This window comes from Shimia sp. FJ5, assembly GCF_032918335.1.
Classification (GTDB): domain Bacteria; phylum Pseudomonadota; class Alphaproteobacteria; order Rhodobacterales; family Rhodobacteraceae; genus Shimia; species Shimia aestuarii_A.
Window position 1 is genome coordinate 865121 of record NZ_JAWJUV010000001.1, and the last position, 26005, is coordinate 891125.

The 26005-nt window shown below is 63.6% G+C and carries 24 protein-coding genes; 6 read left to right on the forward strand and 18 right to left on the reverse strand.

Translation table 11 applies throughout. The features are described 5' to 3' along the window. Window positions 1-3 precede the first annotated feature (3 nt). Window positions 4-1815: an ABC-F family ATP-binding cassette domain-containing protein gene (locus R1W01_RS04415; RefSeq protein ID WP_297756096.1), complete on the forward strand. Its 1812-nt coding sequence runs from the start codon at window positions 4-6 to the stop codon at window positions 1813-1815. Window positions 1816-1973: 158 nt separating this feature from the next. On the opposite strand, the gene R1W01_RS04420 is transcribed toward R1W01_RS04415, so the two are convergent. The 4 genes from R1W01_RS04420 to tyrS form a co-directional block, all read right to left on the reverse strand. After that, window positions 1974-2594, reverse strand: a complete 621-nt coding sequence (locus R1W01_RS04420) for a hypothetical protein (RefSeq protein WP_297756094.1) — start codon at window positions 2592-2594, stop codon at window positions 1974-1976. A 43-nt stretch (window positions 2595-2637) separates the two neighbouring features. Beyond that, window positions 2638-3003, reverse strand: coding sequence for a VOC family protein (locus tag R1W01_RS04425; protein ID WP_243614585.1), 366 nt, complete (start codon window positions 3001-3003; stop codon window positions 2638-2640). Between the two features lie 151 nt (window positions 3004-3154). After that, entirely contained in the window at window positions 3155-3910 is a 756-nt protein-coding gene (locus tag R1W01_RS04430; RefSeq protein ID WP_297756092.1) for an SDR family oxidoreductase, read from the reverse strand. A 218-nt stretch (window positions 3911-4128) separates the two neighbouring features. Continuing rightward, window positions 4129-5373, reverse strand: a complete 1245-nt coding sequence (tyrS, locus tag R1W01_RS04435; protein ID WP_297756090.1) for a tyrosine--tRNA ligase — start codon at window positions 5371-5373, stop codon at window positions 4129-4131. A gap of 63 nt (window positions 5374-5436) precedes the next feature. On the opposite strand from tyrS, the gene R1W01_RS04440 reads away from it, so the two are divergent. Continuing rightward, window positions 5437-6543 carry an anhydro-N-acetylmuramic acid kinase gene (locus R1W01_RS04440; RefSeq protein ID WP_297756088.1) on the forward strand — a complete coding sequence of 369 codons (1107 nt, stop codon included), beginning with the start codon at window positions 5437-5439 and terminating at the stop codon, window positions 6541-6543. Here R1W01_RS04440 and R1W01_RS04445 read toward each other — a convergent pair. From R1W01_RS04445 to R1W01_RS04475, 7 genes are all read right to left on the reverse strand, one after another. Further along, on the reverse strand, window positions 6540-6968 hold the full coding sequence (locus tag R1W01_RS04445) for a cupin domain-containing protein (protein ID WP_297756086.1): 429 nt from the start codon (window positions 6966-6968) through the stop codon (window positions 6540-6542). The two genes, R1W01_RS04440 and R1W01_RS04445, sit on opposite strands and share 4 nt — an antisense overlap. Window positions 6969-7076: 108 nt before the next feature. Beyond that, the gene (gene eno / locus R1W01_RS04450) at window positions 7077-8351 is read right to left on the reverse strand and encodes a phosphopyruvate hydratase (protein ID WP_243614591.1); all 1275 of its coding nucleotides are present in this window, start codon (window positions 8349-8351) and stop codon (window positions 7077-7079) included. A gap of 218 nt (window positions 8352-8569) precedes the next feature. Further along, on the reverse strand, window positions 8570-9469 hold the full coding sequence (locus R1W01_RS04455; protein WP_243614596.1) for a DMT family transporter: 900 nt from the start codon (window positions 9467-9469) through the stop codon (window positions 8570-8572). A 148-nt stretch (window positions 9470-9617) separates the two neighbouring features. Next, entirely contained in the window at window positions 9618-10925 is a 1308-nt protein-coding gene (locus R1W01_RS04460; RefSeq protein ID WP_243614592.1) for an HlyC/CorC family transporter, read from the reverse strand. 92 nt (window positions 10926-11017) lie between these two features. Continuing rightward, entirely contained in the window at window positions 11018-11977 is a 960-nt protein-coding gene (locus tag R1W01_RS04465; protein WP_317275035.1) for a site-specific tyrosine recombinase XerD, read from the reverse strand. A gap of 5 nt (window positions 11978-11982) precedes the next feature. Continuing rightward, the gene (locus R1W01_RS04470) at window positions 11983-13518 is read right to left on the reverse strand and encodes a hypothetical protein (RefSeq protein ID WP_243613828.1); all 1536 of its coding nucleotides are present in this window, start codon (window positions 13516-13518) and stop codon (window positions 11983-11985) included. A 3-nt stretch (window positions 13519-13521) separates the two neighbouring features. After that, entirely contained in the window at window positions 13522-13677 is a 156-nt protein-coding gene (locus tag R1W01_RS04475; RefSeq protein ID WP_243613827.1) for a hypothetical protein, read from the reverse strand. A 145-nt stretch (window positions 13678-13822) separates the two neighbouring features. Here R1W01_RS04475 and R1W01_RS04480 point away from each other — a divergent pair, with 145 nt between their 5' ends. Both R1W01_RS04480 and aroB read left to right on the forward strand, forming a co-directional pair. Next, entirely contained in the window at window positions 13823-14374 is a 552-nt protein-coding gene (locus R1W01_RS04480; RefSeq protein ID WP_243613826.1) for a shikimate kinase, read from the forward strand. Then, a complete protein-coding gene (gene aroB, locus R1W01_RS04485) occupies window positions 14371-15486 on the forward strand; it encodes a 3-dehydroquinate synthase (RefSeq protein WP_297756080.1) in 1116 nt (371 codons plus the stop codon). The genes R1W01_RS04480 and aroB overlap by 4 nt, the downstream gene beginning before the upstream one ends. 170 nt (window positions 15487-15656) lie before the next feature. On the opposite strand, the gene R1W01_RS04490 is transcribed toward aroB, so the two are convergent. Both R1W01_RS04490 and ssb read right to left on the reverse strand, forming a co-directional pair. Next, window positions 15657-16739: a site-2 protease family protein gene (locus R1W01_RS04490; RefSeq protein WP_243613824.1), complete on the reverse strand. Its 1083-nt coding sequence runs from the start codon at window positions 16737-16739 to the stop codon at window positions 15657-15659. Between the two features lie 88 nt (window positions 16740-16827). Beyond that, complete coding sequence (ssb, locus tag R1W01_RS04495) at window positions 16828-17352, reverse strand: single-stranded DNA-binding protein (RefSeq protein WP_243613823.1); 525 nt, start codon at window positions 17350-17352, stop codon at window positions 16828-16830. A 233-nt stretch (window positions 17353-17585) separates the two neighbouring features. Here ssb and R1W01_RS04500 point away from each other — a divergent pair, with 233 nt between their 5' ends. Then, entirely contained in the window at window positions 17586-18170 is a 585-nt protein-coding gene (locus tag R1W01_RS04500; protein ID WP_297756367.1) for a lytic transglycosylase domain-containing protein, read from the forward strand. Window positions 18171-18262: 92 nt separating this feature from the next. Then, on the forward strand, window positions 18263-19423 hold the full coding sequence (locus tag R1W01_RS04505) for a cytochrome-c peroxidase (RefSeq protein WP_411028141.1): 1161 nt from the start codon (window positions 18263-18265) through the stop codon (window positions 19421-19423). A 12-nt stretch (window positions 19424-19435) separates the two neighbouring features. Here R1W01_RS04505 and R1W01_RS04510 read toward each other — a convergent pair whose 3' ends face one another. The 5 genes from R1W01_RS04510 to R1W01_RS04530 all read right to left on the reverse strand — a co-directional run bounded on the left by R1W01_RS04510 (window position 19436) and on the right by R1W01_RS04530 (window position 25985). Further along, window positions 19436-19786, reverse strand: a complete 351-nt coding sequence (locus R1W01_RS04510) for an antibiotic biosynthesis monooxygenase family protein (RefSeq protein WP_297756077.1) — start codon at window positions 19784-19786, stop codon at window positions 19436-19438. A 185-nt stretch (window positions 19787-19971) separates the two neighbouring features. Then, window positions 19972-22059 carry an ABC transporter ATP-binding protein gene (locus R1W01_RS04515; RefSeq protein ID WP_243613821.1) on the reverse strand — a complete coding sequence of 696 codons (2088 nt, stop codon included), beginning with the start codon at window positions 22057-22059 and terminating at the stop codon, window positions 19972-19974. Window positions 22060-22160: 101 nt separating this feature from the next. Further along, a complete protein-coding gene (locus R1W01_RS04520) occupies window positions 22161-23621 on the reverse strand; it encodes an ABC transporter permease (RefSeq protein ID WP_297756075.1) in 1461 nt (486 codons plus the stop codon). Window positions 23622-23633: 12 nt separating this feature from the next. Continuing rightward, window positions 23634-24719: an ABC transporter permease gene (locus tag R1W01_RS04525; protein ID WP_243613819.1), complete on the reverse strand. Its 1086-nt coding sequence runs from the start codon at window positions 24717-24719 to the stop codon at window positions 23634-23636. 483 nt (window positions 24720-25202) lie between these two features. After that, complete coding sequence (locus tag R1W01_RS04530; protein WP_297756073.1) at window positions 25203-25985, reverse strand: AraC family transcriptional regulator; 783 nt, start codon at window positions 25983-25985, stop codon at window positions 25203-25205. Window positions 25986-26005: the final 20 nt, after the last annotated feature.

Consider the following 26005-nt stretch of genomic DNA (forward strand, 5'->3'; position numbering starts at 1 on the left):
TTTATGGCACGTATACCCCTTTTGCAGATGAACGGTATTTCCCTCACTTTCGGGGGGGATCCGGTGTTTGATGGGCTGGACCTCGTGGTGCAGCCGGGCGATCGCGTGGCGCTTGTCGGGCGCAACGGGTCGGGCAAATCCACCCTGATGAAGGTCATGGCGGGCCTTGTGGAACCGGACCGGGGTGAGATTGTCGTGCCGCCAGGCGTCAGCGTGGGCTATATGGAGCAACACCCTGACATGACCGGGTTTTCCACGCTCGGGGATTTCGCGGCCTCGGGGCTTGAACCGGGCGAGGCCTACAAGGTCGAGCGCGCTGGTGAGGGGCTCAAGTTCGATCCTGAGCGCCCGGTAGAGACAGCGTCGGGCGGGGAGCGGCGGCGGGCCGCCTTGGCCAAGTTGATGGCCGAAGCACCGGAGTTGATGCTTCTCGATGAGCCGACCAACCACCTTGATATCGAGGCGATTGCCTGGCTTGAAGCGGAGCTTTCGACGACGCGGGCGGGTTTTGTCCTGATCTCGCACGACCGCGCGTTTCTGCGGGCGTTGACCCGCGCAACCCTTTGGATTGACAGGGGAATGGTGCGTCGACAGGAGAAGGGGTTCGAGGCGTTCGAAGCCTGGCGCGACAAGGTCTGGGAAGAGGAAGACATCCAGCGTCACAAGATGGACCGCAAGATCAAGGCCGAGGCGCGATGGGCCGTCGAGGGGATCAGCGCGCGGCGCAAGCGCAACCAAGGCCGGGTGCGCGCCCTGCAAGACCTGCGCCAGGAGCGCGCGTCGATGATCAAGCGCCAAGGCGCGGCGGCGATGGACCTCAGCGCGGGGCCGAAATCCGGTCGAAAAGTCATTGATGCCAAAGGGTTGGCGAAGGGATTTGACGACAAACGGATCGTCACGGATTTCTCGCTTACTGTGCAGCGGGGCGACCGGGTGGCCTTTGTGGGGCCGAACGGCGTTGGCAAGACGACGCTGATCAAGATGCTCATGGGCGAGGTGGCACCAGACGCGGGGACGGTCACGCTTGGGACCAACCTGCTCCCGGCGATCTTTGATCAGAGCCGTTCCAAGCTCGATCCGGAGATGAGCCTTTGGGATAGTCTCACCGGCGATCCAGAGATGCGCGTCTCGGGCAAGGCGGACCAAGTTATGGTCCGTGGAAACCCCAAGCATGTCGTTGGATACCTTAAAGAATTTCTGTTTGACGAGCGGCAGGCGAGGGCGCCTGTCAGGAGCTTGTCGGGGGGGGAGAAGGCGCGGTTGTTGTTGGCTAAGCTGATGGCGCGAGAGAGCAATCTTCTTGTCCTCGACGAGCCGACCAACGATCTCGACGTGGAGACGCTCGACCTCTTGCAGGAATTGCTCGACGACTATGACGGGACGGTGCTTCTTGTGAGCCACGACCGGGATTTCCTTGACCGGGTGGCGACCACCACCGTGGCGATGGAGGGCCATGGCCGGGCCGTGGTCTATGCCGGGGGATGGAGCGACTACCGGGCGCAGCGTGGTGACGAGGAAGCGGAAGAAAAGAAAGCAAAATCAAAGCCTAAGGTGGAGAAGGTGAAGCAGGAGAAGGCCCTGAAAGAGGGTTTGAGCTTTACCGAAAAACACCGGCTTGAGGCGCTTCCCGCGATCCTTGAGCGGCTTGGGGCGGAGATTGCCAAGCTGGAAGAGTTCCTTATGGACCCGGAGCTTTTCAGCAAGGAACCGGTCAAGTTCCAGAAGGCCACAGAGGCGCTTGTCGAGCGGCAGGCTGCATTGGCTGAAGCCGAGGAAGAATGGCTGATTCTCGAAGAGAAGGCTGAGGCGGGTTAACGGGGAGATCCCAACGTCGGTATTGCGTCGGTATCGCGTCTGTATTGCAGCGGTGCGGGGGCGCGCTGGACGGGTGTGAACGGGGCGCGCGGCGGTAAGGGCGGCGCGCGACGGTCACTGCAGGGGCTTTGCCCCTCTTGGCCGCGGGCGCGGCCAATTCACCCCAGGATATTTTCAGCAAGAGGAAGCGGCAGGGCGACGCTTGGCCGGTAGCCGGCGCGGAGCGCGGTGAGCGTCGGGGTCGGGGTCAGACAGGTGACACGGCCCGAGGGGCACGGCCGGGGCGCGCGGTAGCCATCGGGCGCGAAAGGGTGGAGCGCGCCTTGCCACAGGAGTGCGGGGCCGGTGCCCGTCAGGATGAAGGTGCCGTCGGGCAGGGATGCGGCGTCGGCCTCGACCCGGCGCTGCGCAAAGCGGCGGGGAATGGCGCGGGCCGCATGCAGGCGGGTGTCGAAGGCGGACACCGGACCGGTGTGTCCTGCGGCGTCGAGGAAGGCGGTGAAATCCGCGCGCCGACATTCGCCGCAGGGGCGATGCCCGGCGGCCAGCGCCACCGCCTCGTCATGGAAGAAAAGTTCGGTATAGGCGCCGGGGGCCATGAGCGGGCGGCGGCGGGATTTGAACGACAGCAGGCAGCAGACCCAGGCCTTGTGTCGCCAGCGGCGGTGGCTCAGGCCTTGGCCTGCGTTGTGCAGGATGCCGCGATTGCCCATGAAGCGCCCCCGCGCGGGATGCGCGAGGATCTCTCCGGTGGGCTGAACGCGGTTTTGCAGGGGCATGGCGCACTCTGCCCCTGAACCGCCCCGCGGCGCAAGACGCGCGTCATGTTTCGGTGCTTTGTCCGAACCTCAGGTGATAGCCGTTCAGGTCCACTGCGTTGAACTCGCGCATGCCCCACGGGTAGGTTTCCGGCGCACGGGTGATCTTTACCCCGTTTTCCGTGGCGCGGGCATAGAGGATGTCGAGATCGCTCACGTCGAAATAGAGCCAGTTCGCGCCGAGCTGTGGGGTGCCTTCCCAGAAATGAACGCAGGCCTGATCCAATAGGATCGCGCCGTGACGCGGCGGTTCGCCATAGAGAAACCGCAGGGTGAAGCCCAGCTTCTCGATATACCAATTGCAGGTCTCGGGGACATTCGGTGTGGCCAGTGTCGGGTAGACACCGCAGCAAGTGAGAGGGTCAGGCATGGTGAGGGGCCTTCTTACAGTCCGCTTTGGGGAGGGTAGCCCATGCGGCGCGTGCGGTCGATGCGGATCACCGTGGCGTTGCGGTTCTTCAGGCAAAAGAAAGCCCCCGTTGGGCAACGGGGGCTCTGATTTCGTAAAGACCTGTGTCGGGTTATTGCATCCGGAGCGCGCCGTCGATGCGGATCACCTCGCCGTTGAGATAGCCGTTTTCGACGATGAACCCGGCGAGGCGGGCGTATTCGGACGGATCGCCAAGACGTTTGGGGCAGGTGACGTCCTCGGCCAGTTGGTCCTGTACCTCTTGCGGCAGGCCTTGCAGCATCGGGGTCAGGAAGATGCCCGGCGCGATGGCCATGACCCGGATGCCGGAGCGGGCGAGGTCGCGGGCCATCGGCAGGGAGAGGCCGACGATCCCGCCCTTGGAGGCCGCATAGGCGGCCTGGCCGCGTTGACCGTCCATGGCGGCGATGGAGGCGGTGTTGACGATCACGCCACGCGCGCCATCGGATTCGGCGGCGTTCTCGGCCATCACATCGGCGGCAAGGCGGGCGACGTTGAAGGAGCCGACGAGGTTGATGTCGATGGTCTGTTGGAAGGTATGGAGCGGGTGCGGGCCCTTCTTGGAGAGCGTCGTCGCGGCGGGGGCGATCCCGGCGCAGTTCACGCAGGCGTTGATCGTGCCCATGGCCTCTTTGGCGGCGGCAATGCCTGCGGCGACCGAGTCTTCGTCGGTGACGTTGACCTTGTGAAACGTGCCGCCGAGTTCTTTGGCGAGGGTTTCTCCTGCGTCTTCGTTGAGATCGAAGAGAGCAACCTTTGCGCCGTTCTCGGCAAAGTGGCGGGCGGTGGCGGCCCCGAGGCCGGAAGCGCCGCCGGTGATCACGGCGCAGGTTTCAGCGAGTTTCATGGTCTTTCCTCCCGGGTGACGTTGTCGTCATGAAATGAACATGCGTTCAGATAACCGGAGGCAGGGGTATCTGTCTAGGGGCGGGGGCGGATATATAAGGCAAGACGGGGCGTTGCCCCTCTTGAGCCTGCGGCTCAATTCACCCCGAGTATTTGTCACAGAGAAGAAGAAAGGGGGCCGCGATGGCCCCCTGTCGTGTTGCGTGATGTGGGCAGGCCTTAGCCGAGTTGCACCAGAGCGTGGCGCTTCTTGCCTGCGCTGAGTTTGATCGGGGAGGCGAGGGCGGCGGCGTCGATCATCAGCCCAGCGTCGGTCAACGGCGCGTCGTCGATCTTGGCGCCGTTCTCGGCGATCAGGCGTTTGGCTTCTTTGCCGGATTTGGCGAGGCCGGATTTGACGATGAGCTGCACGATGGAGGCGGGCAATTCGTCGGCAGACAGCGTCAGGGTCGGCAGGTCGTCGCCCACGCCGCCCTTCTCGAACACTTCGCGCGCGGTCGCTTCGGCGGCGGCGGCGGCCTCGGCCCCGTGGCAGAGCGTCGTCACGGCGTTGGCGAGGATGATTTTGGCGGCGTTGATCTCGGAGCCTGCGAGCGCGCCGAGGCGGTCGCATTCCTCGACCGGCATTTCCGTGTAGAGCTTGAGGAAGCGGCCCACGTCGGCGTCGGTCGTGTTGCGCCAGAATTGCCAGAATTCATAAGGGCTGCGCATGTCGGCATTGAGCCAGATCGCGCCATCGGCGGTCTTGCCCATCTTCTTGCCGTCCGAGGTCGTCAGGAGCGGCGAGGTCAGGCCGTAGATTTCCTTGTCGATGACGCGGCGCGTCAGGTCGATGCCGTTGACGATATTGCCCCATTGGTCCGAGCCGCCGAACTGCACCATGCAGCCATAGCGGCGGTTCAACTCGAGGAAGTCATAGGCCTGAAGGATCATGTAGTTGAATTCGAGGAAGGAGAGCGATTGCTCGCGGTCGAGGCGGGATTTGACCGACTCGAAGGAGAGCATGCGGTTCACCGAGAAGTGCCGCCCGATGTCGCGCAGGAACTCGAGGTAGTTCAACTCATCGAGCCATTCGGCGTTGTTGAGCATCAAGGCGCCGGTCGGGCCGTCGTCGTAAGAGATATATTTGGCGAAGACCTGTTTGATGCCGGAGATGTTGTCGTCGATCTGCGCGGGCGTCAGCAGCGGGCGCTCGTCGGCGCGGAAAGAGGGGTCGCCGACCTTGGTCGTGCCGCCGCCCATGAGGGTGATCGGTTTGTGGCCGGTCTTTTGCAGCCAGCGCAGCATCATGATCTGGATCAGCGAGCCGACGTGCAGCGACTTTGCGGTCGCGTCAAAGCCGATATAGCCCGGCACCACGCCCTTGATCAGCGCCTCGTCGAGGCCCTGATAATCGGTGCAGTCGGCGAGAAAGCCGCGCTCGATCATGACGGTCATGAAATCCGATTTGGGGTGGTAGGTCATGGCATTGGTCCCGTATGTTTTTCGGGGCCGTGTATAGGCGGCGTTGCGACAAAGGGAAAGGCCATGATGAAGGCCAAAACAGGCAAAGAGCGGATCAGGGCGCTTGGGGCGATGTCGGGGACGTCGCTTGACGGGGTGGACGCGGCGGTTGTCGAGACGGATGGCGAGGCGATCTTTGGCTTTGGCGAGAGCGACTACCGCGCCTATGACCGGGAGGAACGCAAGGTTCTGGCAGCAGCGTTAGGGAAATGGGCCGGGCCAGAGGTCGACGCGGCAACAGAGGTTGTCGCGCGGGCGCATGAAGCGGTCCTGAGCCGGTTTGAGGATGTGGCGCTTGTCGGGTTTCATGGTCAGACGCTGGCGCATGAACCGCGCGGCCGGGGCACGTTGCAGGTTGGCGACGGGCAGGCCTTGGCGGAGCGCCTTGGCGTACCGGTGGTGTGGGATTTCCGCTCGGCCGATGTTGAGATGGGGGGCGAGGGCGCGCCGCTGGCGCCGTTCTTTCATTTTGCCTGTGCGCGCTGGATTGGCGCGGAAAAGCCTGTCTGTTTCCTGAACCTCGGGGGCGTTGCGAATATCACCTGGGTGGATCCGAGGGTGGCGTCACCGGAGGTCGAAGGCGCGCTCTTGGCCTTTGACACCGGGCCAGCCAATGCGCCGCTCAACGATCTTTTGCGCGCGCGGCGGGGCTTGGATTTCGATGAGGATGGTAAGATTGCCCGCGAAGGCACGGTGGAGAACGGTGCGCTTGAGTTGTTTCTTGCCGAGCCCTATTTCGCGCGGATGCCGCCCAAGTCCCTCGACCGGAATGATTTTGCCGAGATGGTCGGTCTTGTGGGCGAGCTTTCGGATGCGGATGCGGCGGCGACGCTGACGGCGATGTGCGCCGCAGGCGTGGCGGCGGGGATGGCGCATTGCCCGGAGCCGCCGGAGCGCGTTCTAGTGACAGGTGGCGGGCGGCATAACCCGGTCTTGATGGAGATGCTTCGGGTGTCGCTTGATTGTCCGGTGATGGCGGTCGAGGAGGTCGGGCTTGATGGTGACATGCTCGAGGCGCAGGCCTTTGCCTATCTCGCGGTGCGCGTGGCGCGGGGGATGGCGACGTCCTGCCCCGGCACGACGGGCGTGCGGGCTTTGGTTGGCGGCGGCACGGTGAGCCGGCCTTCCTAGGGGATATCGAAGCCCGGTGGCGCGAGGGTGAAGCCTGCGAAGTCGAAGCCGGGGGAGACGGTGCAGCCGACAAGGGTCCAGTCGCCCGTGGAGCGGGCGGCTTGCCAATGGCCGGTGGGGACGATGATTTGCGGCTGCTCTCCTGCGGCAAGTTCGGGGCCGAGGGCATGGTCCGCGCGCGGGCCATGATCTGTCGCGGAGAGCGATAGGATCAGCGGCGCGCCCGCGTAGTGGTGCCAGATCTCGGTCGCGTCGACCTTGTGCCAATGGCTTTGTTCGCCCGCTTTCAGAAGGAAATAGATCGCCGTGCCCGCCGCGCGCGCGCCCTCTGGCGCCTCGGCGCGCCATGTTTCACGGAAATAGCCGCCCTCGGGATGCGGCGCGAGGTTCAGGCGGGCGATGATGTCGTCGGCGGTCAGGGTCATGGGGGGAGTGTGGGGCGTGTCGCGGCAGGGCGCAAGCATAGAAAAAGCCCCGCCGGGGCGGGGCTTTGATCTTGGTGTGGTGGGGTGGAACCCCTGCCGACGCGGCGCTTACTTGAGGATCGAAGCCCCGGCGTATTCAGCGGTTTCGCCGAGTTGTTCCTCGATGCGGATCAGCTGGTTGTATTTGGCGAGCCGGTCGGAGCGGGCGAGCGAGCCGGTTTTGATCTGGCCGCAGTTGGTGGCGACGGCGAGGTCGGCGATGGTGGCGTCCTCGGTTTCGCCGGAGCGGTGCGACATGACGTTGGTATAGCGCGCGCGGTGGGCCATATCGACCGCTTTCAGCGTTTCGGTCAGGGTGCCGATCTGGTTCACCTTGACGAGCATGGAGTTGGCGACGCCGCGTTCGATGCCGTCGGCGAGGCGCTCGGGGTTGGTGACGAAGAGGTCGTCGCCCACGAGTTGCACCTTGTCGCCGAGAACTTCGGTCAGCTTGGCCCAGCCGTCCCAGTCATCCTCGGCCATGCCGTCCTCGATCGAGATGATCGGGTAGTCGGCGCAGAGTGCAGCGAGATATGCGACGTTTTCGTCCGAAGTCAGGGTCTTGTTCTCGCCCGCAAGCACGTAGTTGCCGTCCTTGTAATACTCGGTCGAGGCGCAATCGAGCGCGAGGTAGATGTCTTCGCCCGGTGTGTAGCCGGCTTTTTCGATTGCCTTGAGGATGAAGTCGAGCGCGTCGCGGGTCGAAGCGAGGTTGGGGGCAAAGCCGCCTTCGTCGCCAACGCCGGTTGCGAGACCTGCGGCGGAGAGCTCTTTCTTCAGGGTGTGGAATACTTCCGAGCCCATGCGCACGGCGTCGCGGATATTGGCGGCCGAGACGGGCATGATCATGAATTCCTGGATGTCGATCGGGTTGTCGGCATGTTCGCCGCCATTGATGATGTTCATCATCGGCACCGGCAGGACGCGGGCCGAGGTGCCGCCGATATAGCGATAGAGCGGTTGCGCGGTGAAATCCGCTGCGGCCTTGGCGCAGGCCATGGAGACCCCGAGGATCGCGTTGGCCCCGAGGCGGCCCTTGTTGGGGGTGCCGTCAAGCTCCATCATGGCGGCGTCGATGGCGACCTGCTCGGTCACGTCAAAGCCGACCAGCGCCTCGGCGATCTCGCCGTTGACGGCGGCGCAGGCTTCGAGCACGCCCTTGCCCATGTAGCGGGTCTTGTCGCCGTCGCGTTTTTCAACTGCCTCATGCGCGCCGGTGGAGGCGCCGGAGGGCACAGCGGCACGGCCCATGGTGCCGTCTTCGAGGATCACGTCCACTTCGACCGTGGGGTTGCCACGGGAGTCGAGGATTTCGCGGGCGTGGATGTCGATAATGATGCTCATGGGTCTCATTCCTTGGGATGATGCATGTCGTCTTTGCGCGCCTTTTGGCAGGGGGCTGGCGGTTTGTAAACGGCTGGCAGGGTCGCAGCGCCGGGCGTTAGGGCTAACGCCGCGATGTTTGCGCCAACGGCGCGCGCGGGAGGGAGGGGCCAGCCCCTCTTGCCTGCCAAGGCAGGCAATTCACCCCGGGATATTTTGGGCAAGAGGAAGGGGCCGGGTCAGTCTTGTGGGAAGTCGGGCGCGTGGGTCGGCAGGGGGCGGGCGAGCGCGCGTTCACGCAGGAAGGTGTAGAGCCCGGTGCCGATGATGAGCGAAGCGCCGACCAAGGTCAGCAGGTCGGGGCGGTCGCCAAAGACCAAGACGCCCGCGATGATCGAGAACAGGAGGCGCGTGTAGCGGTAGGGCGAGACGACCGAGGCTTCGCCAACGCGCATCGCGGTGACGATGCCCCAGTAGCCGATGACGCCGAAGAGGATGGCGCCAGAGATTTGTAGCACATGGGTCGGTGCGACAGGCGCGGCGCCGCCCGGTGTCAGGGCGATCATCACGGGTGCGACGACGATGAGCGAGGCAAAGCCCTGAAACGAGACCACGAAGGAAGACACAGCGCTATCAATGCGGCGGGTGATGAGGTCGCGCAGGGCGACGGCAAAGACCGAGATCAGAACCAAGAGCGCGTTGGGGTCAAAGCCTTCGAGGCCGGGGCGGATGATGAGGAGGACGCCGAGAAAGCCGATGGCGATCGCGCTCCAGCGCCGCCAGCCGACCTGTTCGCCCAAGAAAAGCGCCGCGCCCATGGTGATGGCGAGCGGCATGGCCTGAAACACGGCGGCGACGGTCGACAGCTCGACGAGCGCCAGCGCGGACGCAAAGGACATGGCGGCGACAGCCTCGCAGGCGGCGCGCAGCACAGGCAGGGGACGCCATGCGGCACGGGCGAAGAGGTTCTCGCCCTTGGCGGTGGCGATCAGGGCAAAGACGGTGGCTGAGCCGATGCCGAGGATCAGCAGGATTTGCCCGGTGGGCAGGTCTTCGGACATGATCTTGATGAACATGTCCTCGAGCGTGAAGCTCGCCATGGATAGGATCACGAGGAGAATCCCCGTCACATTGTTCATCGTGGACATGCGCGCGCCCTTTGTTGAGTTATACAACCTTCTTGACGCGAACTGACCCGCCTTGGCAAGCCCCGTCGCTTGGCGCGGGAATGGCATTTCGTGGGGCGGCGGATCACGGGGCGTGATGGACGCCCCGCCCCGGCGCCGTTCAGAGCGGGCGGATCTTCAGCTGGGTGATGCGGTTGGCCTCGCGCGAGACGACCTCGAAGCGGAAGCCGTGGAAGGAAAACACCTGTCCAGGCGTCGGGATCATCTGGGCCTCGTGGATCACCAGACCGGCGACGGTGTTCGCCTCTTCGTCGGGCAGGGTCCAGTCGGTGGCGCGGTTGAGATCGCGGATCGTCATGGCCCCGTCAATGAGCCATGTGCCGTCCTCGGCTGAGGCGATCTCGGGTTCATCGTCTGTGTCGAATTCATCGGTGATCTCGCCCACGATTTCCTCGAGGATGTCTTCAAGCGTGATCAGGCCCTGAAGCGAGCCATATTCATCGACGACGAGGGCGAAATGCGAGTGGCGGCGCAGGAATTCGCGCATCTGGTCGTCCAGAGAGGTGGTTTCGGGGACGAAATACGGCTCTTTGGCGACCTCGACCACGTTGAACTCGGTCAGGTCGGAGAAGGTGCCTTCGGGGCCTGTCACCTGTTTGTGCATGGCGCGCAGCAAATCCTTGGCGTGAATCACGCCGACGATGTTGGACGGCTCGCTCTTGAACACGGGCAGGCGGGTGTGCGGGCTTTCGAGGCATTGCGACAGGATTTCAGCGGGCGGCGCATCGGCGTCGATCATCTCGATGCCGGAGCGGTGCAGCATGATTTCCTCGATCGCGCGTTCGGAGAGGTCGAGCGCGCCGAGGATGCGGTCGCGGTCTTCCTTTTCCACAATGCCTTCGGAGTGGCCGAGTTGAATCGCACCGGCGATTTCCTCGCGCACGGCGAGGATATGGCTGTCGGGGTCGGTCTGGACGCCGAAGAGGCGCAGGACGAGGCGCACGAACCAGCGCACCGCCGAGACCACGGGGGCAAAGATCGTCACCACGATACCGATAGGGCGCGAGGCGGCGGCGGCGGCGCCTTCGGGGCGGGTGATCGCGTAGGTCTTGGGCAGCACCTCGGCAAAGACCAAGACGAGGAGCGTCATCACAAGGGTTGCCAGCGCGACACCGGATTCGCCGAAAGCGCGGGTAAAGAGCGCGGTCGCCAGCGAGGCCGCGAGGATGTTCACAAGGTTGTTGCCCAAGAGCACGGAGCCGATCAGGCGTTCGTTGTCCTCGGTGATGTCGAGCGCGCGGGCGGCGCCGCGATTGCCCTTGTCGGCCTGGGTGCGCAGCTTACCGCGCGAGGCCGCCGTGAGGGCGGTTTCCGACCCGGAGAAAAAGCCCGAGAGCACGAGCAGGCCGAGAATGGCCCCGGCCGTGATCCAGAAACTTGTATCGAGGGTGGTGGTCGCTACGTCCATATACCTATCCTTTGCGTTCAGACAGGTTATGGGGTGCGACAGCCGCGCAATCAAGGGGCCGCGACCATCCGGGGCGGCCTGTGCGGCGGGGGTCAGGCGGGATCGTCGGGGGCTTTGCGCTGCTCGGAGAGGGGATGGTGATCCAGCACCAGATCACGCAGCCGTTCGTCGAGCACATGGGTGTAGATCTCGGTCGTGGCGATGTCTGCGTGGCCGAGAAGCGTCTGAATCGCGCGCAGGTCGGCGCCATTGGCGAGCAGGTGCGTCGCGAAGACGTGGCGCAGGGTGTGCGGCGTCACCTTGGCAGGCGACACACCGCCCGCAACGGCCAGTTCCTTGATCAGCGCGTAGAACCGGTGGCGGGTCAGGTAGCCGGACTTGCCATGCGAGGGGAAGAGGAAGCGCGAAGGCGGATGGCCTTTGGTCTCGGCCGCGTCTTCGGCGGCGTCGCGGGCCTTGAGCCAGTCGGCCAGCGCGGTGCGAGCGTCGGGCGAGAGCGGCACCATGCGCTCCTTGCTCCCCTTGCCAAGCACAAGGAGCATGCGGGGATCGCCCCGGGCCGCTGAGACCGGCAGGGAGACCAGTTCGGAGACCCGCATCCCCGTGGCGTAGAGCAGTTCCATCAGGCAGGTGTTGCGCAGGCGGTCGGCCTCATTGCGACCGGTGTGACGCGCGGCGTCGAGCAGGCGGTCCACGTCTTCGATATCGAGCGTTTTGGGCAGGCGTTTGTCGCGGCCCGGCCCCTTGATGAGAAGCGCGGGGTTGTCGCTGCGCCAGCCTTCCTCGAAGGCGAAGCGGAAGAATTGCTTGAGAGCAGAGAGGCGGCGGGCGCGGGTCGATTTGGCAAGACCCTGTGCTTCGCAATGGATGAGGTAGGCCTCGATTTCGTTCCGTGAAAGGTCGAGGAGGGCGTGGCCCTTGCTCTCGGTCCAGTCGACCACATCGGCAAGGTCACGGCCATAGGCCATCAGCGTGTTCTCCGACGCGCCCAGTTCGGCGGCTTGGGCGTCGAGGAAGGTCGCGATCATGCGGCGGTCAGAGATATCGGGCATGGGACTCAACCCCTCAGGTCAAGCAGGAGCGTCTGAAGCGCGGCGCGGCGGGCGGTGTCCTCGAGGCCGACGGCGCGGAAGATGGCGAGCGCCTCGGTCAGCGCGGCAAGATTGCCAAGCGCGCCGTCCTCCATCAGGTTCATCGCCACGAGGATCACTTCGCCAAGCTGGCCGCGGGCAAGCATGGTCGAGATGTCCTGTGGCACGCCCGCGCCGTGGAACGCATCGGCAATGGCGCGATGGGTCGAATTGGTGGGCAAGCGGGGCGGGGTGCCGCGTGCGAGACCGGCGAGGAAGTCTTTCGGTCCCTTGGCGGCGGCGAGTTCGTAGGCGGGCGACAAGAGCGCAATATTGCGTGCGAGACGCGCCGTGGTGCCAGAGAGACCTTGGGCGAGCAGGCGGCTACCATAAAGGCGGGCGAAGGGCACCTCGAGATGCACGGCTTGCATCGCAGCCCAGGCGGCAGGAAGGGTATCGGAGAGGGCGGTGGTGTCGCCGTTGGTCAGGGCGCGGTCAAAGGCCTGGAGCGCCGAGACCCGATCCCAGATCATGCCGGAGGCCGAGGGTTTGCCTTCGAAGTAAAGGCCAAGCAGGTGATTTTCCGAAAGCGCCGAGGTGCGCGCAAGGCGTTCGGCGGCTTCGAGCCGCGCTTTCCAGCCGGCACGCTCGCGCAGGTCGGCATGGGCAAAGGCCAGAGGCAGGCCAGAGGTCGGGCGGGCCTCGCCGATGGCTTCGTAAAGACGAAAGGTCAGGGGCGTGACCGCGCGCGGAATGGTGAGGATCGGTTCACCTTCAAAGAGGTCAGGATCGAGGAAGCGCAACAGGAGGGCATCTTCTTCGTCGGTCAACAGACCGAGTGCATTGGCGGTGCCGAGGGTCAGGCTTGCGGCTTGCCAATCGCCTGCGCGGGCGGTGCAGAAGACACGCGCGGCATAAGAGGGCGAGAGGCGTGGCGTTTCTGTCAGCGCCTTGCATTGGGCCTCTTCCTCGCCAAGCAGGAGACCGATGTCGAGCCAGCGGCTGAACAAGGCCGGGGTGGCCGGGTCGGCGGCTTCGACCAGCGCCTCGGCCTGATCAAGCGCGCCCATCTCTATCAGCTTATCGATTCGCGCCAGAAGCAGGGTTTCGGGCGGCGCATCGGACAGGCCCGGCGGGTTGGTCTCGGCCAGAAGCAACGTATAGAGCAGCGCCTGCATCGCGGGCAGGCGATCGGGGTCGAGCCCGGCAATGCGGCGCGCGAGGCTGTCGGCGCGGCTATTTTGCCAAAGGGTCGCGGGCAGGCCGGTCACGTGGCTCGGCAGAAGGCCGACGCCGCTCCGCCCCGGTGCGCCCAGCGTATCTACGGCGATATCCGGCGTCTCAACCCCTTGCGCCACCGGCGGTTCGCTTAGTTGCAGGGTGACGGTTGGCGTTTGCCGCAGCCAGTCAATCGCCGAAAGCGGCGCGGTTTGCGTGCTGTCCGCGCCCGAGGTCTGGGCCGATACGGCGCCTGCGAGGAGGCAGAAAGCGAGGGGTGCGAGAGAGGCAAACCGGCGCTGCATGGATCAGCCGTCAGCCGGGCTAAGCGTCAGGGGCTGGCGGATTTCCGTGGGTGCGGGGGCGAAATCCGCACCGAGCATCGGGCCGAGATAGGCATAGCCCACAAGCCCGAGCGCCGCGATACAAAGTAGCGCAACGATGAAAAGGATCAGTTTGCCCATGCCGTCTCCAACTGTGTTCTGCCCGATTTTCCTCAAGTTATAACTGGCCTTTTGCACAAGATCACGTCATTCAGGAGCGAAAGTTTGAATTTGCGCGAAGCTTGGCCGATGCAGGGTCTTTGGCGATGCGCTGGCCGGGAAAACGATGACGCTGAAACTGAAGAAGACGGTTGTGCTCGTGGGGATGATGGGCGCCGGAAAGACCGCGGTGGGACGGGCACTTGCAGCGCGGCTTGGCGTGCCGTTCCTCGACTCGGATGCGGAAATCGAGAAGGCCGCGAATATGTCCATCGCCGAGATTTTCGCCCGCGATGGCGAGCCGTTCTTTCGCCGCAAGGAGGCGCAGGTCATTGAGCGCCTGCTTGACGAGGAACGCGGCATCCTATCGACCGGGGGCGGGGCCTATCTTGCCGAGGGCAACCGCACGGTGATCTCGGAAAAAGGAGTCGCGGTCTGGCTCAATGCCGATCTTGAAATCCTGTGGAACCGGGTCAAGCACAAGGACACGCGCCCCTTGCTGCGCACGGCCGATCCCAAGGCAACCCTGACCGAGATTTACGACGCACGTGTGCCGGTGTATCGCCGTGCCGACCTGTCGGTTGAGGCAGATGCGCGGTTCACGATTGAAGAAATGGCGGAACGCGTGGTCGAGGCGCTTTTGAGCCGTCCAGATGTATTGGAGGATGTCGCACAATGATGGAAACGGTGCATGTGGGGCTTGGTGCGCGGGCCTATGATATCCAGATCGGCCCCGGCCTTCTTGGGCAGGCGGGCGCGCTCATCGCGCCGCTGTTGAAACGGCCACAGGTGCGGGTTGTCACGGATGAAAATGTTGCCGCGCTTCATCTTGAGACCCTGCGTGCGGGTCTGAAGGCGGAAGGCATCGAGATGGAGGCGCTTGTCCTGCCTGCGGGCGAGGCGACGAAAAGCTGGCCGCATTTCGAGCGCACGGTGGAATGGCTCTTGGCCGAAAAGGTCGAGCGGCGCGATATCGTGGTGGCCTTTGGCGGCGGGGTGATTGGCGATCTGACGGGCTTTGCGGCGGCGGTGTTGCGCCGGGGCGTGCGTTTTGTGCAGATTCCGACGTCGCTCTTGGCGCAGGTGGATAGTTCCGTCGGTGGCAAGACCGGGATCAATGCACCGCAGGGCAAGAACCTTATTGGAGCGTTTCATCAACCCGCGATGGTTCTGGCCGACACAGAAGTTCTTGGCACGTTGACGGCGCGCGATTTCCTTGCGGGCTATGGCGAGGTGGTGAAATACGGTCTCTTGGGCGATGCGGCGTTTTTTGACTGGCTCGAGGCGCAGGGACCGGCGCTCGCGGCAGGCGACATGGCGGCGCGCATTCAGGCGGTGAAACGCTCCTGCGAGATGAAGGCGGAGATCGTGGCGCGCGATGAGACCGAACAGGGGGATCGCGCGCTCTTGAACCTTGGGCATACCTTCTGTCACGCGCTGGAATCCGCGACGGGCTACGGGGATCGTCTGTTACATGGCGAAGGCGTGGCGATTGGCTGTGCGCTGGCGTTTGAGTTGAGCGCGCGTCTTGGACTGTGTGCGCAGGAAGAGCCGAGCCGGGTTCGGGCCCATCTTGCCGAGATGGGGATGAAGGTCGATCTTAAGGATATCGAAGGCGATTTGCCGGATGCGGAGGGTCTTCTTGATCTGATGGCGCAGGACAAGAAGGTCGTGGATGGGCAGTTGCGCTTTATCCTTGCGCGCGGCATTGGCGCGGCGTACGTCACGGCGGATGTGCCACGCGACGTGGTGAAGGCGCTTCTTGAAGAGGCGCTGGCCGCGCGCGGATAGGTTTAGTGTGCGCGGCCAAGGCCGCGCGCAGGATATCTCGTCAGCGCCCCTTCGGGCCGCTGCCTCGCAATTGCCTCCGGCGGGGATATTTCTTGCAAGAGGAAGATCAGGGCGCGGGGCCTAAAGCGCTCTGCCAGAAACCTGATCGCACGGGTTGAAGGTGAGGCGCTCTAGGCCGGGCGGTGGCTTTGCAGGATCATCAGCTCGCCCAGGTTCTCGCGGGTGATGTAGCCGAGCATTCTGTCGTCATGGGAACAGACCACCACGGCGGGCGCGCCCTTGCCGAGGGCGTCGGTCACGGCTTCGAGCGGTGTGTCGAGGCGGGTGCGCGGGATATCAGTGTCCATCAGATCGCCGATAGGACGCATCGCGTTGCCGTCTTCGGCCATGGCGACGAAGAGGGCGTTGCGGGTCAGGAAGCCTTTGAGCGTTCCATCCGGGGCGAGCACGGGGAATTCATGCTGGGTCGTGCGGATGAGGGTCGTGGCGGCGGTTTGCAGCGGGTCGGTGGGGGCGAGGCTCTCGTAGCTTGTGATCATCGCGTCGCGGGCCTTCAGGCGGCGGGTCGCAGCGCGCATGGAGACGTCTTTGCTCTCGGCGGAGCCCGCGATGAAGATGAACCCGGCGATCAACAGCAGGATCATGTTTCCGGTGGCGAAGGCGGCAAAGCCCATCAGCAGGGCAACCACCTGACCGGCGCGGGCGGCGACTTCGGTGGCGCGGGGGCGGGGCATGCGGGTTTGCAAAAGCGCGCGCAAGACCCGGCCGCCATCCATCGGAAAGGCGGGCAGCAGGTTGAACACGGCGAGGAAGAGGTTCACCGCGGCAAGCTGGGCGAGGAACGTCGTCGGGGTCAGTTCGGACAGGTAGACCAGCGCGTCGCCCCCCTGGACGCCAACGATCAGCGACAGTGCGGCCCAGATCACCATGTTGACGGCAGGCCCGGCGAGGGCGACGAGGATCTCCTGGGCCGGGCGGTCGGGCATTTTCTCGAGCCGGGCCATGCCGCCGATGGGCAGGAGAGTGATGTCGGGGGTGCGGATGCCGTAGCGGCGCGCGGTCAGCGCATGTCCGAACTCATGCGCGACGACGCAGGCGAAGAGGGCGAGGATGAAGAGGGTGCTTGTCAGGGCGGCGACGGGGCCGCCCTCGGCATAGGCCATCAGACCGATCCACAAGAGCAACAGGAAGAAGGTTGCGTGGATGCGGATGTCGGAGCCGAAAAGACGGCCTATGGAGAAGGACCAAGCCATTTGGGTCTGCCTTGCGTGCTGCCGGAGTCTCCTGTCAGAGATATGGCGGGCAGACCCGGTTTAAAGGGCTTTTGTGCAGGCAGAGAGCTTAGAAGGGGATCTCGTCGTCGAGATCACGCGAGGGGGCGCCGCCGCCTTGGTTGCCGCCACCGTAGCCACCCTGACCGCCGCCTTGGCCGCCACCATAGTCACCACCGCCGTAATCGCCGCCACCGTAGCCGCCGCCCTGGCCACCACCGTAGTCGCCACCGCCGCCGCCGCTGCGACCGTCGAGCATGACGAGGGTGCCGCCGAAGCCTTGCAGGACGACTTCGGTCGAGTAACGATCCGCGCCGGACTGATCCTGCCATTTGCGGGTCTGAAGCTGGCCTTCGATATAGACCTTGGAGCCTTTGCGCAGGTATTGCTCGGCAACGCGCACGAGGCCTTCCTGAAAAATGGCGACCGAGTGCCATTCGGTGCGTTCACGACGTTCACCGGTGTTGCGGTCTTTCCAATTCTCGGAGGTGGCGATGCGCAGGTTGCACACTTTGCCACCGTTCTGGAAGGTGCGGACCTCCGGGTCGCGGCCCAAGTTGCCGACGAGAATGACTTTGTTGACGGAACCGGCCATGTGGCACCCCCCATTTTTAGAATCTTTGTCAGGTTTCGTGCCAGCATAGACCATCCCATCCCGGTTAATGGAAGCCTAAAGCCAACAAAATTTCTGCTTGGCGGGGGTGCGCGGGCGGGGAAATCCGCTTTGGGGCGTGTCGGGTGTTGGCCTTGGGCGGCGGAAAAGCTGGAATTCGGGCGCTTTTTTCGCTAAGAGCATCGCACGATGGGCAAATGGGGTGCGTTTGCATGATGCGCGCAGGCTTTTCTGGACTTGTGATTGTGACGGTTTTGCTGGCGCTGCCGGCGCAGGCGGATTTTCTCAAATCGAAGTCCAAGTCGGGCGTGTTCCGGTCGCAGACCTCAGTCATCGACAAGCGCAAACGGGCGGAAACCAAGACCGAAATCCGGCTGACGCCGCGGCCGATCTATACCCCGACCAAATGGGGCGATGGCAGTTTTCAAGGCAAATACAACGGTCCCTATCTTGCAATGGCGCAAGAGGCGGCGATGCGGCACGGGGTGCCGGTCGATCTTTTCCTGAAGCTGGTGCAGCAGGAATCGGGCTGGAACGCGCGGGCGCAATCGCACAAGGGCGCACTTGGCCTTGCGCAGCTCATGCCAGCGACGGCGCGCAAGCTTGGCGTGGATCCGCTTGACCCGGCGCAGAACCTTGACGGGGGTGCGCGATACCTTGCGCAGCAGTATCGCGATTTCGGGTCGTGGCGGCTTGCGTTGGCGGCCTATAATGCCGGGCCGGAGGCTGTGCGCCGTCACGGCGGCGTGCCGCCCTACAAGGAAACCCGCAATTATGTGCGGGTGATCTGGGGTAGCTGATTAAATTACTCGGAATTGACATCGGTCAAGGCCTGCGCCATGGCGGGGGCTTAGCTGTGCGCTGTGATGGCCGAGAGTTGAGAGGTTCGGAGATGCGGGTGATACGACAGGGTTTGGGCGCGGTTCTTGGCGCGGCGCTTCTGATGGGCGCGGGTGCGACGGGCGTCGGGGCGCAGCCCTACGACAGCCTCGAGGCGCTTGGTGAGGCGCTTTTCTTTGATACCGACCTATCGGCCAATCGCACGCAGGCCTGCGCCACCTGTCACAACCCGGATTACGGGTTTGTCGATCCACGCCCGACGGCGGCCGGCAAGGCTGTTTCGCTTGGTGATGATGGGGCTTCGCTTGGCGATCGCAGCGCGCCGACGGCGAGCTATGCCGCTTTTGTGCCGCCGTTTCACCAACAGGCCGATGGCACCTATGTGGGCGGCATGTTCTGGGACGGGCGGGCGGCGACGCTTGAGGATCAGGCGGGGGGGCCACCGCTCAACCCGATCGAGATGGGGATGCCGGACAAGGCGAGTGTCGTGGCGCGTCTCATGGAAAAGCCAGACTATGTCGAGAGTTTTGAGGCGCTGTTCGGCGCGGGCGTGATGGGCGACGTGGACGTCGCCTATCGCGGCATGACGCGGGCGATTGCCGCGTTTGAGCGCACCGAGTTCTTTGCGCCGTTCGATTCCAAATATGACCGCTCTTTGCGTGGCGAAGCGGTGCTGACGCAGGAAGAAGAGCTTGGCAAGCTGTTGTTCTTTTCGCAGCAGTTCACCAATTGCAACCTTTGCCATCAGCTTCGCAAGAGCGCGGTTGATCCGCGCGAGACCTTTACCAACAACGAATACCATAACATCGGCACGCCTGTGAACGTCGGCGCGCGGGCGGTGAATGGGGTTCCGGAGGGGGCTGTCGATGAGGGGCTTTTGGCGCATCCGGGGGTGGACGATCCGGCGCATAAGGGCAAGGTCAAGGTGCCGACCCTGCGCAATGTCGCGGTGACGGGGCCGTATATGCATAACGGTGTCTTCGAGGACCTGCGTACGGTGATCCTGTTCTACAACAAGTACAACTCCAAGGCGGAGGCGCGCCAGATCAACCCGGAAACAGGCCAGCCATGGCGCGCGCCGGAAGTCGATGGCACGCTGTCGATGGAGGAGCTTGAGACGGGACCGGCGCTTGAGGATAAACGGGTCGATGCGCTGGTGGCGTTTCTCAAGACGTTGACCGATGCGCGCTATGAGGATTTGCTCGAGGAGTGAGCAGCGCGCGCGTTAGAGGCGTCCTTCAGGGCCGCTATAGGCGCGTTCGACCTTGGCGACGCGGAGCGTGTAGTGGCGATACCAGCGGGTCTTGCCCATGGTCTGGGCGGCGAGGTGTTCGGCCTCGGCTTTCCAGGCGAGGATGCTGTCCTCGTCTTTCCAATAGCTCACGGTGATGCCTAAGCCCTCTTCGTCGCGGGTGCTTTCGACGCCGATATAGCCGGGCTGGCGTTCGGCCAGCGCCATCATGTGATCGGCCATGGTGCCATAGCCGAAATCGCCGTCGGTGCGCTCTGCGGTAAAGATCACAGCGTAATAGGGCGGGTCAGGGAGCGGGGCGAAGCGGGAATTGGTTTGGGACATGAGGCCAGCGTAGAGCAGGAGGCGCGGGCAGGGAAGGGGCGTTGCCCCTCTTGGCCGCAGTCGGCATGTCGCTCAATAGTGGGAACCGGTTTTGAGCTTCTCGGACATGCGCCTGAACAGGGCCAATTCACCCCAGGATATTTCGGGCAAGAGGAAGAGGGGGCGGTGTGCGCCGCCCCCATGGATCACTCAGCGGCGATCTTGATGACGGGTTCCATGCGCGCGAGGATGTCTTCGGCGAGGTGGCATTTGACCTGATGGCCATCACCGAGGTCGCGCACCGGCGGCACCTCTTTCTCGCAAAGACCGCCCGGCACCTGATCCTTCCAGCGGCAGCGTGTCTGGAATGGGCAGCCGGGAGGTGGCGACATGGCCGAGGGGATATCGCCGTCGAGCACGATATGGGTTTTCTCGACGGAGGTATCGGCGATCGGCACGGCCGACAGGAGCGCCTCGGTATAGGGGTGGTAGGGGGGCGTGAAGACCTGATCGGTGGTGCCGAGTTCCACCACGTGACCGAGATACATGACCATGACGCGATCCGAGAGATAGCGCACGATGGAGAGGTCATGCGAGATGAAGAGGAGGGTGGTCTTCTCTTCGCGCTGAATCTCCATCAGGAGGTCTGTCACCGCGGCCTGCACTGACACGTCGAGCGCCGAGACCGGTTCGTCCGCGACCACGATGCGCGCGCCGCCAGCAAAGGCACGGGCGATGCCGACGCGCTGTTTCTGGCCGCCCGAAAGCTGGCGCGGCATGCGGTCGGCAAAGGCGCGCGGCAGTTTCACGAGGTCAAGGAGTTCGAGCATCCGGTTGCGCCGGTCTGCTTCGGTGTCGCCAATGCCGAAGATTTCCAGCGCGCGCATGATCTGGCGGCCGACGGTCATCGAGGGGTTGAGCGTGTCGAACGGGTTCTGGAACACCATTTGCACGTCGGCGACGGTCTTGGTGTTGCGCTTTTGGATCGGGGTCTGTTCGATGTTGTTGCCATCGAGCAGGATCTCGCCCTCGGTCGCCGTCTCAAGCCCCATCAGCACCTTGGCGAAGGTCGACTTGCCGCAACCGGACTCGCCCACGATGGCGAGGGTCTCAGATTCGCGGGCCTCGAAGGAGAGGGTCTCGTTGGCTTTGACGACCTTCTTTTCGCCGCCGCCAAAGAGCGCGTTGGCCGCGACCTCATAGTACTTCTTGAGGTTGTCCATCTTGAGGACGACCTTGCCGACTTCGGGTTTCTCTTTCTGTTCACCCACTTGGATCGGCGCGTCCCAGTCGATCTCTTCGAATTTTACACAGCGCGTGGAGTGGCGCTCAAAACCGGGGACGTCATACATCGGGATCGCCTGCGCGTCGCAACGCCCGGCCTCGAAATAGTCGCAGCGCGGGCCGAAGTTACAGCCGGGCGGGCGTTCGTGGGGCAGCGGGAAGTTCCCGGGGATGGCGACCAGAGGATGGGCGTTCTTGTCGGCACCAGGGAGCGGGATCGAGCGGAACAGCGCCTGCGTATAGGGGTGCTGCATGTGGTCGAACACGTCCTCGATGGAGCCGCGCTCCACCGCTTCGCCGGAATACATCACGCAGAGGCGGTCGCAGGTCTCGAGCACGAGGCCGAGGTTGTGCGAGATGAAGAGCATCGAGGTGCCGTATTTCTTGCCGAGATCCTTCACCAGCTCGACCACGGCGGCCTCAACCGTCACGTCAAGCGCGGTGGTGGGTTCGTCGAGGATCAGAAGCGAGGGCTTGGACATCAGCGCCATAGCGATGACGATACGCTGTTGTTGGCCGCCCGAGAGCTGGTGCGGGAAGCTTTTCAGCATGCGCTCGGGGTCGGGGAGTTTCACGTCGGTGACGACTTCGAGGGCGCGTTTATAGGCTTCTTCCTCGGAGACGCCTTCGTGGATCATCGGCACTTCCATGAGCTGTTTGCCGATCTTCATCGCCGGGTTCAGCGAGGCCATGGGTTCTTGATAGATCATGGCGATCTCGTTGCCGCGAATATCGCGCAGTTCGGCGTCGCTCATCTCGGAAAGGTCGCGGCCCTTGAACTTGATGCTGCCACCGACGATGCGGCCGTTCTTGCCAAGGTCTTGCATGACGCCGAGGGCGACGGTGGATTTGCCACAGCCGGATTCACCGACAAGGCCAACGGCTTCGCCGGGCATCACGTTGACGGAGAAGTCCATCACCGCGGGGATTTCACGCAGGCGGGTGAAGAAGGAGATAGACAGCTTGTCGATCTCGAGGATCGGGCCGTCGTAGTCTGCCATTTTACTCATGTTCCGGTCTCCCTGTTGGGGCGGTGGGGCGTTCTTGGCCCCTGTTGTTCTTCATCTTGGTCGAAATACTCTGGGAACGCGGGGGGCCGCGTTCCCGGGTATCAGTCGCGCAGGCTTTCTTCTCGCAGGCCATCGGCCAAGAGGTTCAGGCCGAGCACCATGCTCAGCAGGGCGAAGGCAGGCACGAGGGCCGGGTGGGGGTAGATCGACAGTAGCTTGCGCCCGTCGTTGATCGTGGTTCCCCAGTCCGGGCTCTCAGGCGGCAGGCCGAGGCCGAAGAAGCCCAAGGTGCCAAGCAGGATCGTGGTGTAGCCAATGCGCAGGCAGAAATCGACGATCAGCGGCCCGCGTGCGTTGGGCAGGATTTCCCAGAGCATGATGTACCACGGACCTTCGCCACGGGTCTGGGCGGCGGCGACGTAGTCGCGGGTCTGAATGTCGAGTGTCAGGCCGCGCACGATGCGGAACACCGTGGGGGCGTTGACGAAGACCACCGAGACGAAGACCACAAGGATGCCGCCGGGAATGTTGAAGAGATCAAGCGACTCCGGCAGGAAGGCCAGCACGGTCCCCGGCGCCGAGATCAGCGACAAGTAGATCCAGACCAGCACCGCGAGGATCCCCGCAAGCAGCGGCGTGCGCAGGCGCGGGCGGGTGTAGTAGCGCGAGTTGATGAGAACGGCGACAAAGATGATCGGGAAGACAAAGAGCACCATCGCCATGAAAGACGGGATGCCTGTCGCGACGATCTCGGGTGTCACCAGCAGGTAGAAGAGCAGGATCACCGGGAAGGCGAGGATCAGATTGGCGAGGAACGACAGCAGGGTGTCGAGTTTGCCACCAAAATAGCCTGCCGGAAGGCCGAGCGTGATGCCGACCATGAAGGCAAAGAGCGTCGCCAGCGGGGCGATGCGCACCACGATCCAAGAGCCATCCACCATGCGCGAGAACACGTCGCGGGCGAGGTTGTCACCGCCCAAGAGATACCAGCAGGCATGGCCGCAGGTTTCTGGATCGGCGCCGCGCACCGGCGTGCCGGGGAGCTTGTTCTTCATGCCGGAAAGCTGGGCCAGGGAGTCATGTGTGGCGATCATGTCGAAGACGCCGGTGAAGACTGCTGTGTAGACCCAGAACATGACAAGGCCGAAGCCGATCATGCCGATCAGGGAGTCAAACAGCTTGCCGTAAAGCCCGAGCTTGCGCTTGTAGACCATCGACAGGGTGAAGGTCACGAAAAGCGCCACCCAAACCGGGGCGAGGCGGGCAGAGACCGCCCCGATGATCCCGGCTTTGCCGAAGGGCATGACGATCCCGGCAAGCAGGAAGATCAGGCAGAGGCCGAGCAGCCCGTAGAGGCTATATTTCGAGACTTTGGTGATCATCTCGATCGGGCCGTTGCCGGAGGTGAGCGTGCCATCCGCGTTGGTTGTGACCGGCGCGGCACGGAAGATGAAAGAGGCGAGGATTTGCAGGATGATCGCACCGATGAAAATCACCGCGATGCTCTGAAAAACCGGGTTGAGAAGCGCTCCGAGGGAGCCAGTCCAGGTCAATGGTTCCATGGTCGACTCTCCTTAAGAAATGCGGATGCGCGGGTTGAGATAGACATAGCCGATATCCGAGATCAGCTGGGTCACGAGCACCACGGCGACGGAGACAACGGAGACCGCGAGAAGCATCTCGATGTCGTTGTTTCCGGCGGCGTTGACGAGTTGCCAGCCGAAGCCGGAATAGGAGAACAGCGTCTCCACGATCACCACGCCGTTCAAGAGCCACGGGAATTGCAGCATGATCACGGTAAAGGGCGCGATCAGCGCGTTGCGCAGCGCGTGTTTCATCACGATGTTGCGGAAGCTCACGCCTTTGAGGCGGGCAGTACGGATATATTGCGCGGTCATCACCTCAGCCATGGAGGCGCGGGTCATGCGGGCGATATAGCCCATGCCGTAAAGGGCGACGGTCAGGACCGGCAGGGTGAAGTTGCGCAGGTTGGCGTCATCCATGGCGGATTTCGCCGTGCCCTTGAAAAGCGCCTTGGCTTCGATAATGCCCGCATCATGCAGGATCGGGCCGAGGCCGTAGCGGGTCGAGGCGAGCAACGCGATGAAGATCACGCCCGAGACGTATTCTGGCGTTGCTGTCGAGAGGATCGAAATCGTCGAGAGAGAACGGTCGGTGCCGCTACCCTCACGCATCCCCGCGAGCACGCCGATGATCAAGGCCGAGGGCACCATGACCACCATGACCCAGAACATCAGCTTGCCCGTATTGGCGAGGCGTTTGCCGAGCACATCCGCGACAGGTTCCTTGGAGACCGTGGAGAAGCCCCAATCGCCCTGAAGCACGCCGCAGAAGCGCGGGGTGTCTTCGGGTGCGACGCCGGGACGGGCGCATTTACCGACAATCGTGCCATCGTCGCGCACCGTTTTGTAGCCGGGCAACAGACCGAGCCATTGGGCGTATTTGATTGGCGTGGGCTCGAGATAGCCGCGGTCACCGAGATAGCTTGCGACGGCTTCGTCGGACATGCGGAAGTTGCCCTGCGATTTGGCCAGTTTCTCAAGGTTGGGATAGAGGTTGGTCATGAAAAAGACGATGTAGGTCAGGCAAAGCGCCGTAACGATCATCATCGCGACCCGTCTCAGGATGAATAGTCCCATCGGACCCCCGTTGGTCTTGTGTCGGTTTCAGTCCGGGAAGGCCCCGGACCAGCTAGGCACGTCACAGCGCCGCCCCGCGAGGCGCGGCGTTGCAGGTTGTCAGTTGTCAGGGGAAGGGACGGTCGCTTTCGCATCCGGACGCAGGCTGCGGTCTTCGGATTTGTCATGCGCTGGCGCGCTGGCGAAAGCTGGCGTCATATGGTCCCCGTTGGCAGGTGTGGCCGATTTGGTGGCCTGATTTATTATATCGGTCAGCGGAGACAGGGCCGAATTGGACGCGTCAAATGCTGCCGTTGAGGGCTATTCGGCAACAGATTCCTTGCCACGTCAACGGTCAGTCTCGTCATTCTGGTGTAAAAAAACGACATCGGTGGTGTCGGAAACAGACGAAATGGTTGCGCGATGCACCGAGTTTTCCGGCTGGGGCGCCTCTAAGGGGCGCTTCCTGTTGGGCAGGGAAACCCCGCGCACAGCGTCGATGAATCAGCGGCTGCTCGATTTGCGCAATTGCGTCGGGGAGGCGCCGAAGTGCTGTTGGCTGAAGCGCGAGAAATAGGCCGCCGAGCCAAATCCGAGATAGTCGGCAATGTCTTGAACCGGGAGATCGCTGCGGGTCAGGAGCACACGGGCCTCATGCTGAACCATTTGATTGAGCATGTCGGCCGCGGTCAGCCCGGCGCATTGGCGACAGACTCGGGTCAGATGTGTCGGGGTGATCTCGAGCTCTTCGGCGTAGGTCGCCATGGATTTACCAGATCGGAAATCATCGGACAGCAGGTCGCTAAAGCGGCGCACGATCCGTTCGGCGGCACTTGTGCGGGGTTGCGCGCCCGCGCTGAGCATCTGGCGTCGTAGCCAGATCGACACCATGGAGGCCAGCGCAGTCATTGCTTCGGCGAGAAGCGGGCGGGCCTCGGTCAATTCGCGGCGCAGGTCGTCAAAGAGGCCGGTGAGTTCGGCCTGTGCGAGGCCATCCTGCACGCGGAGCTGATGGGTGCGGTCGGGCAGGATCACCCGGCCGTCATCGGGAATCAGCAGAGCCTGGCCTTGGACCTGACGACCATATTCCATGGCAAAGAGTTTGCCCGCAGGCACGAAGATCGCGTTGTGAGCGCCGAACCCACGGCGCAGCCCGTGCAACAGGATGCGTCCCTGACCTCGGGTGATCCAGAGAAAGAGGTGGTGATCGCGCAGGTGCAACTGTTCGAGTTGCCAGCTTCCCCCGACCGTCATTTGCGACAGGGTATGGACCTGAATCGCGTTCACTTGCGGCGGCAGAGGGGTCT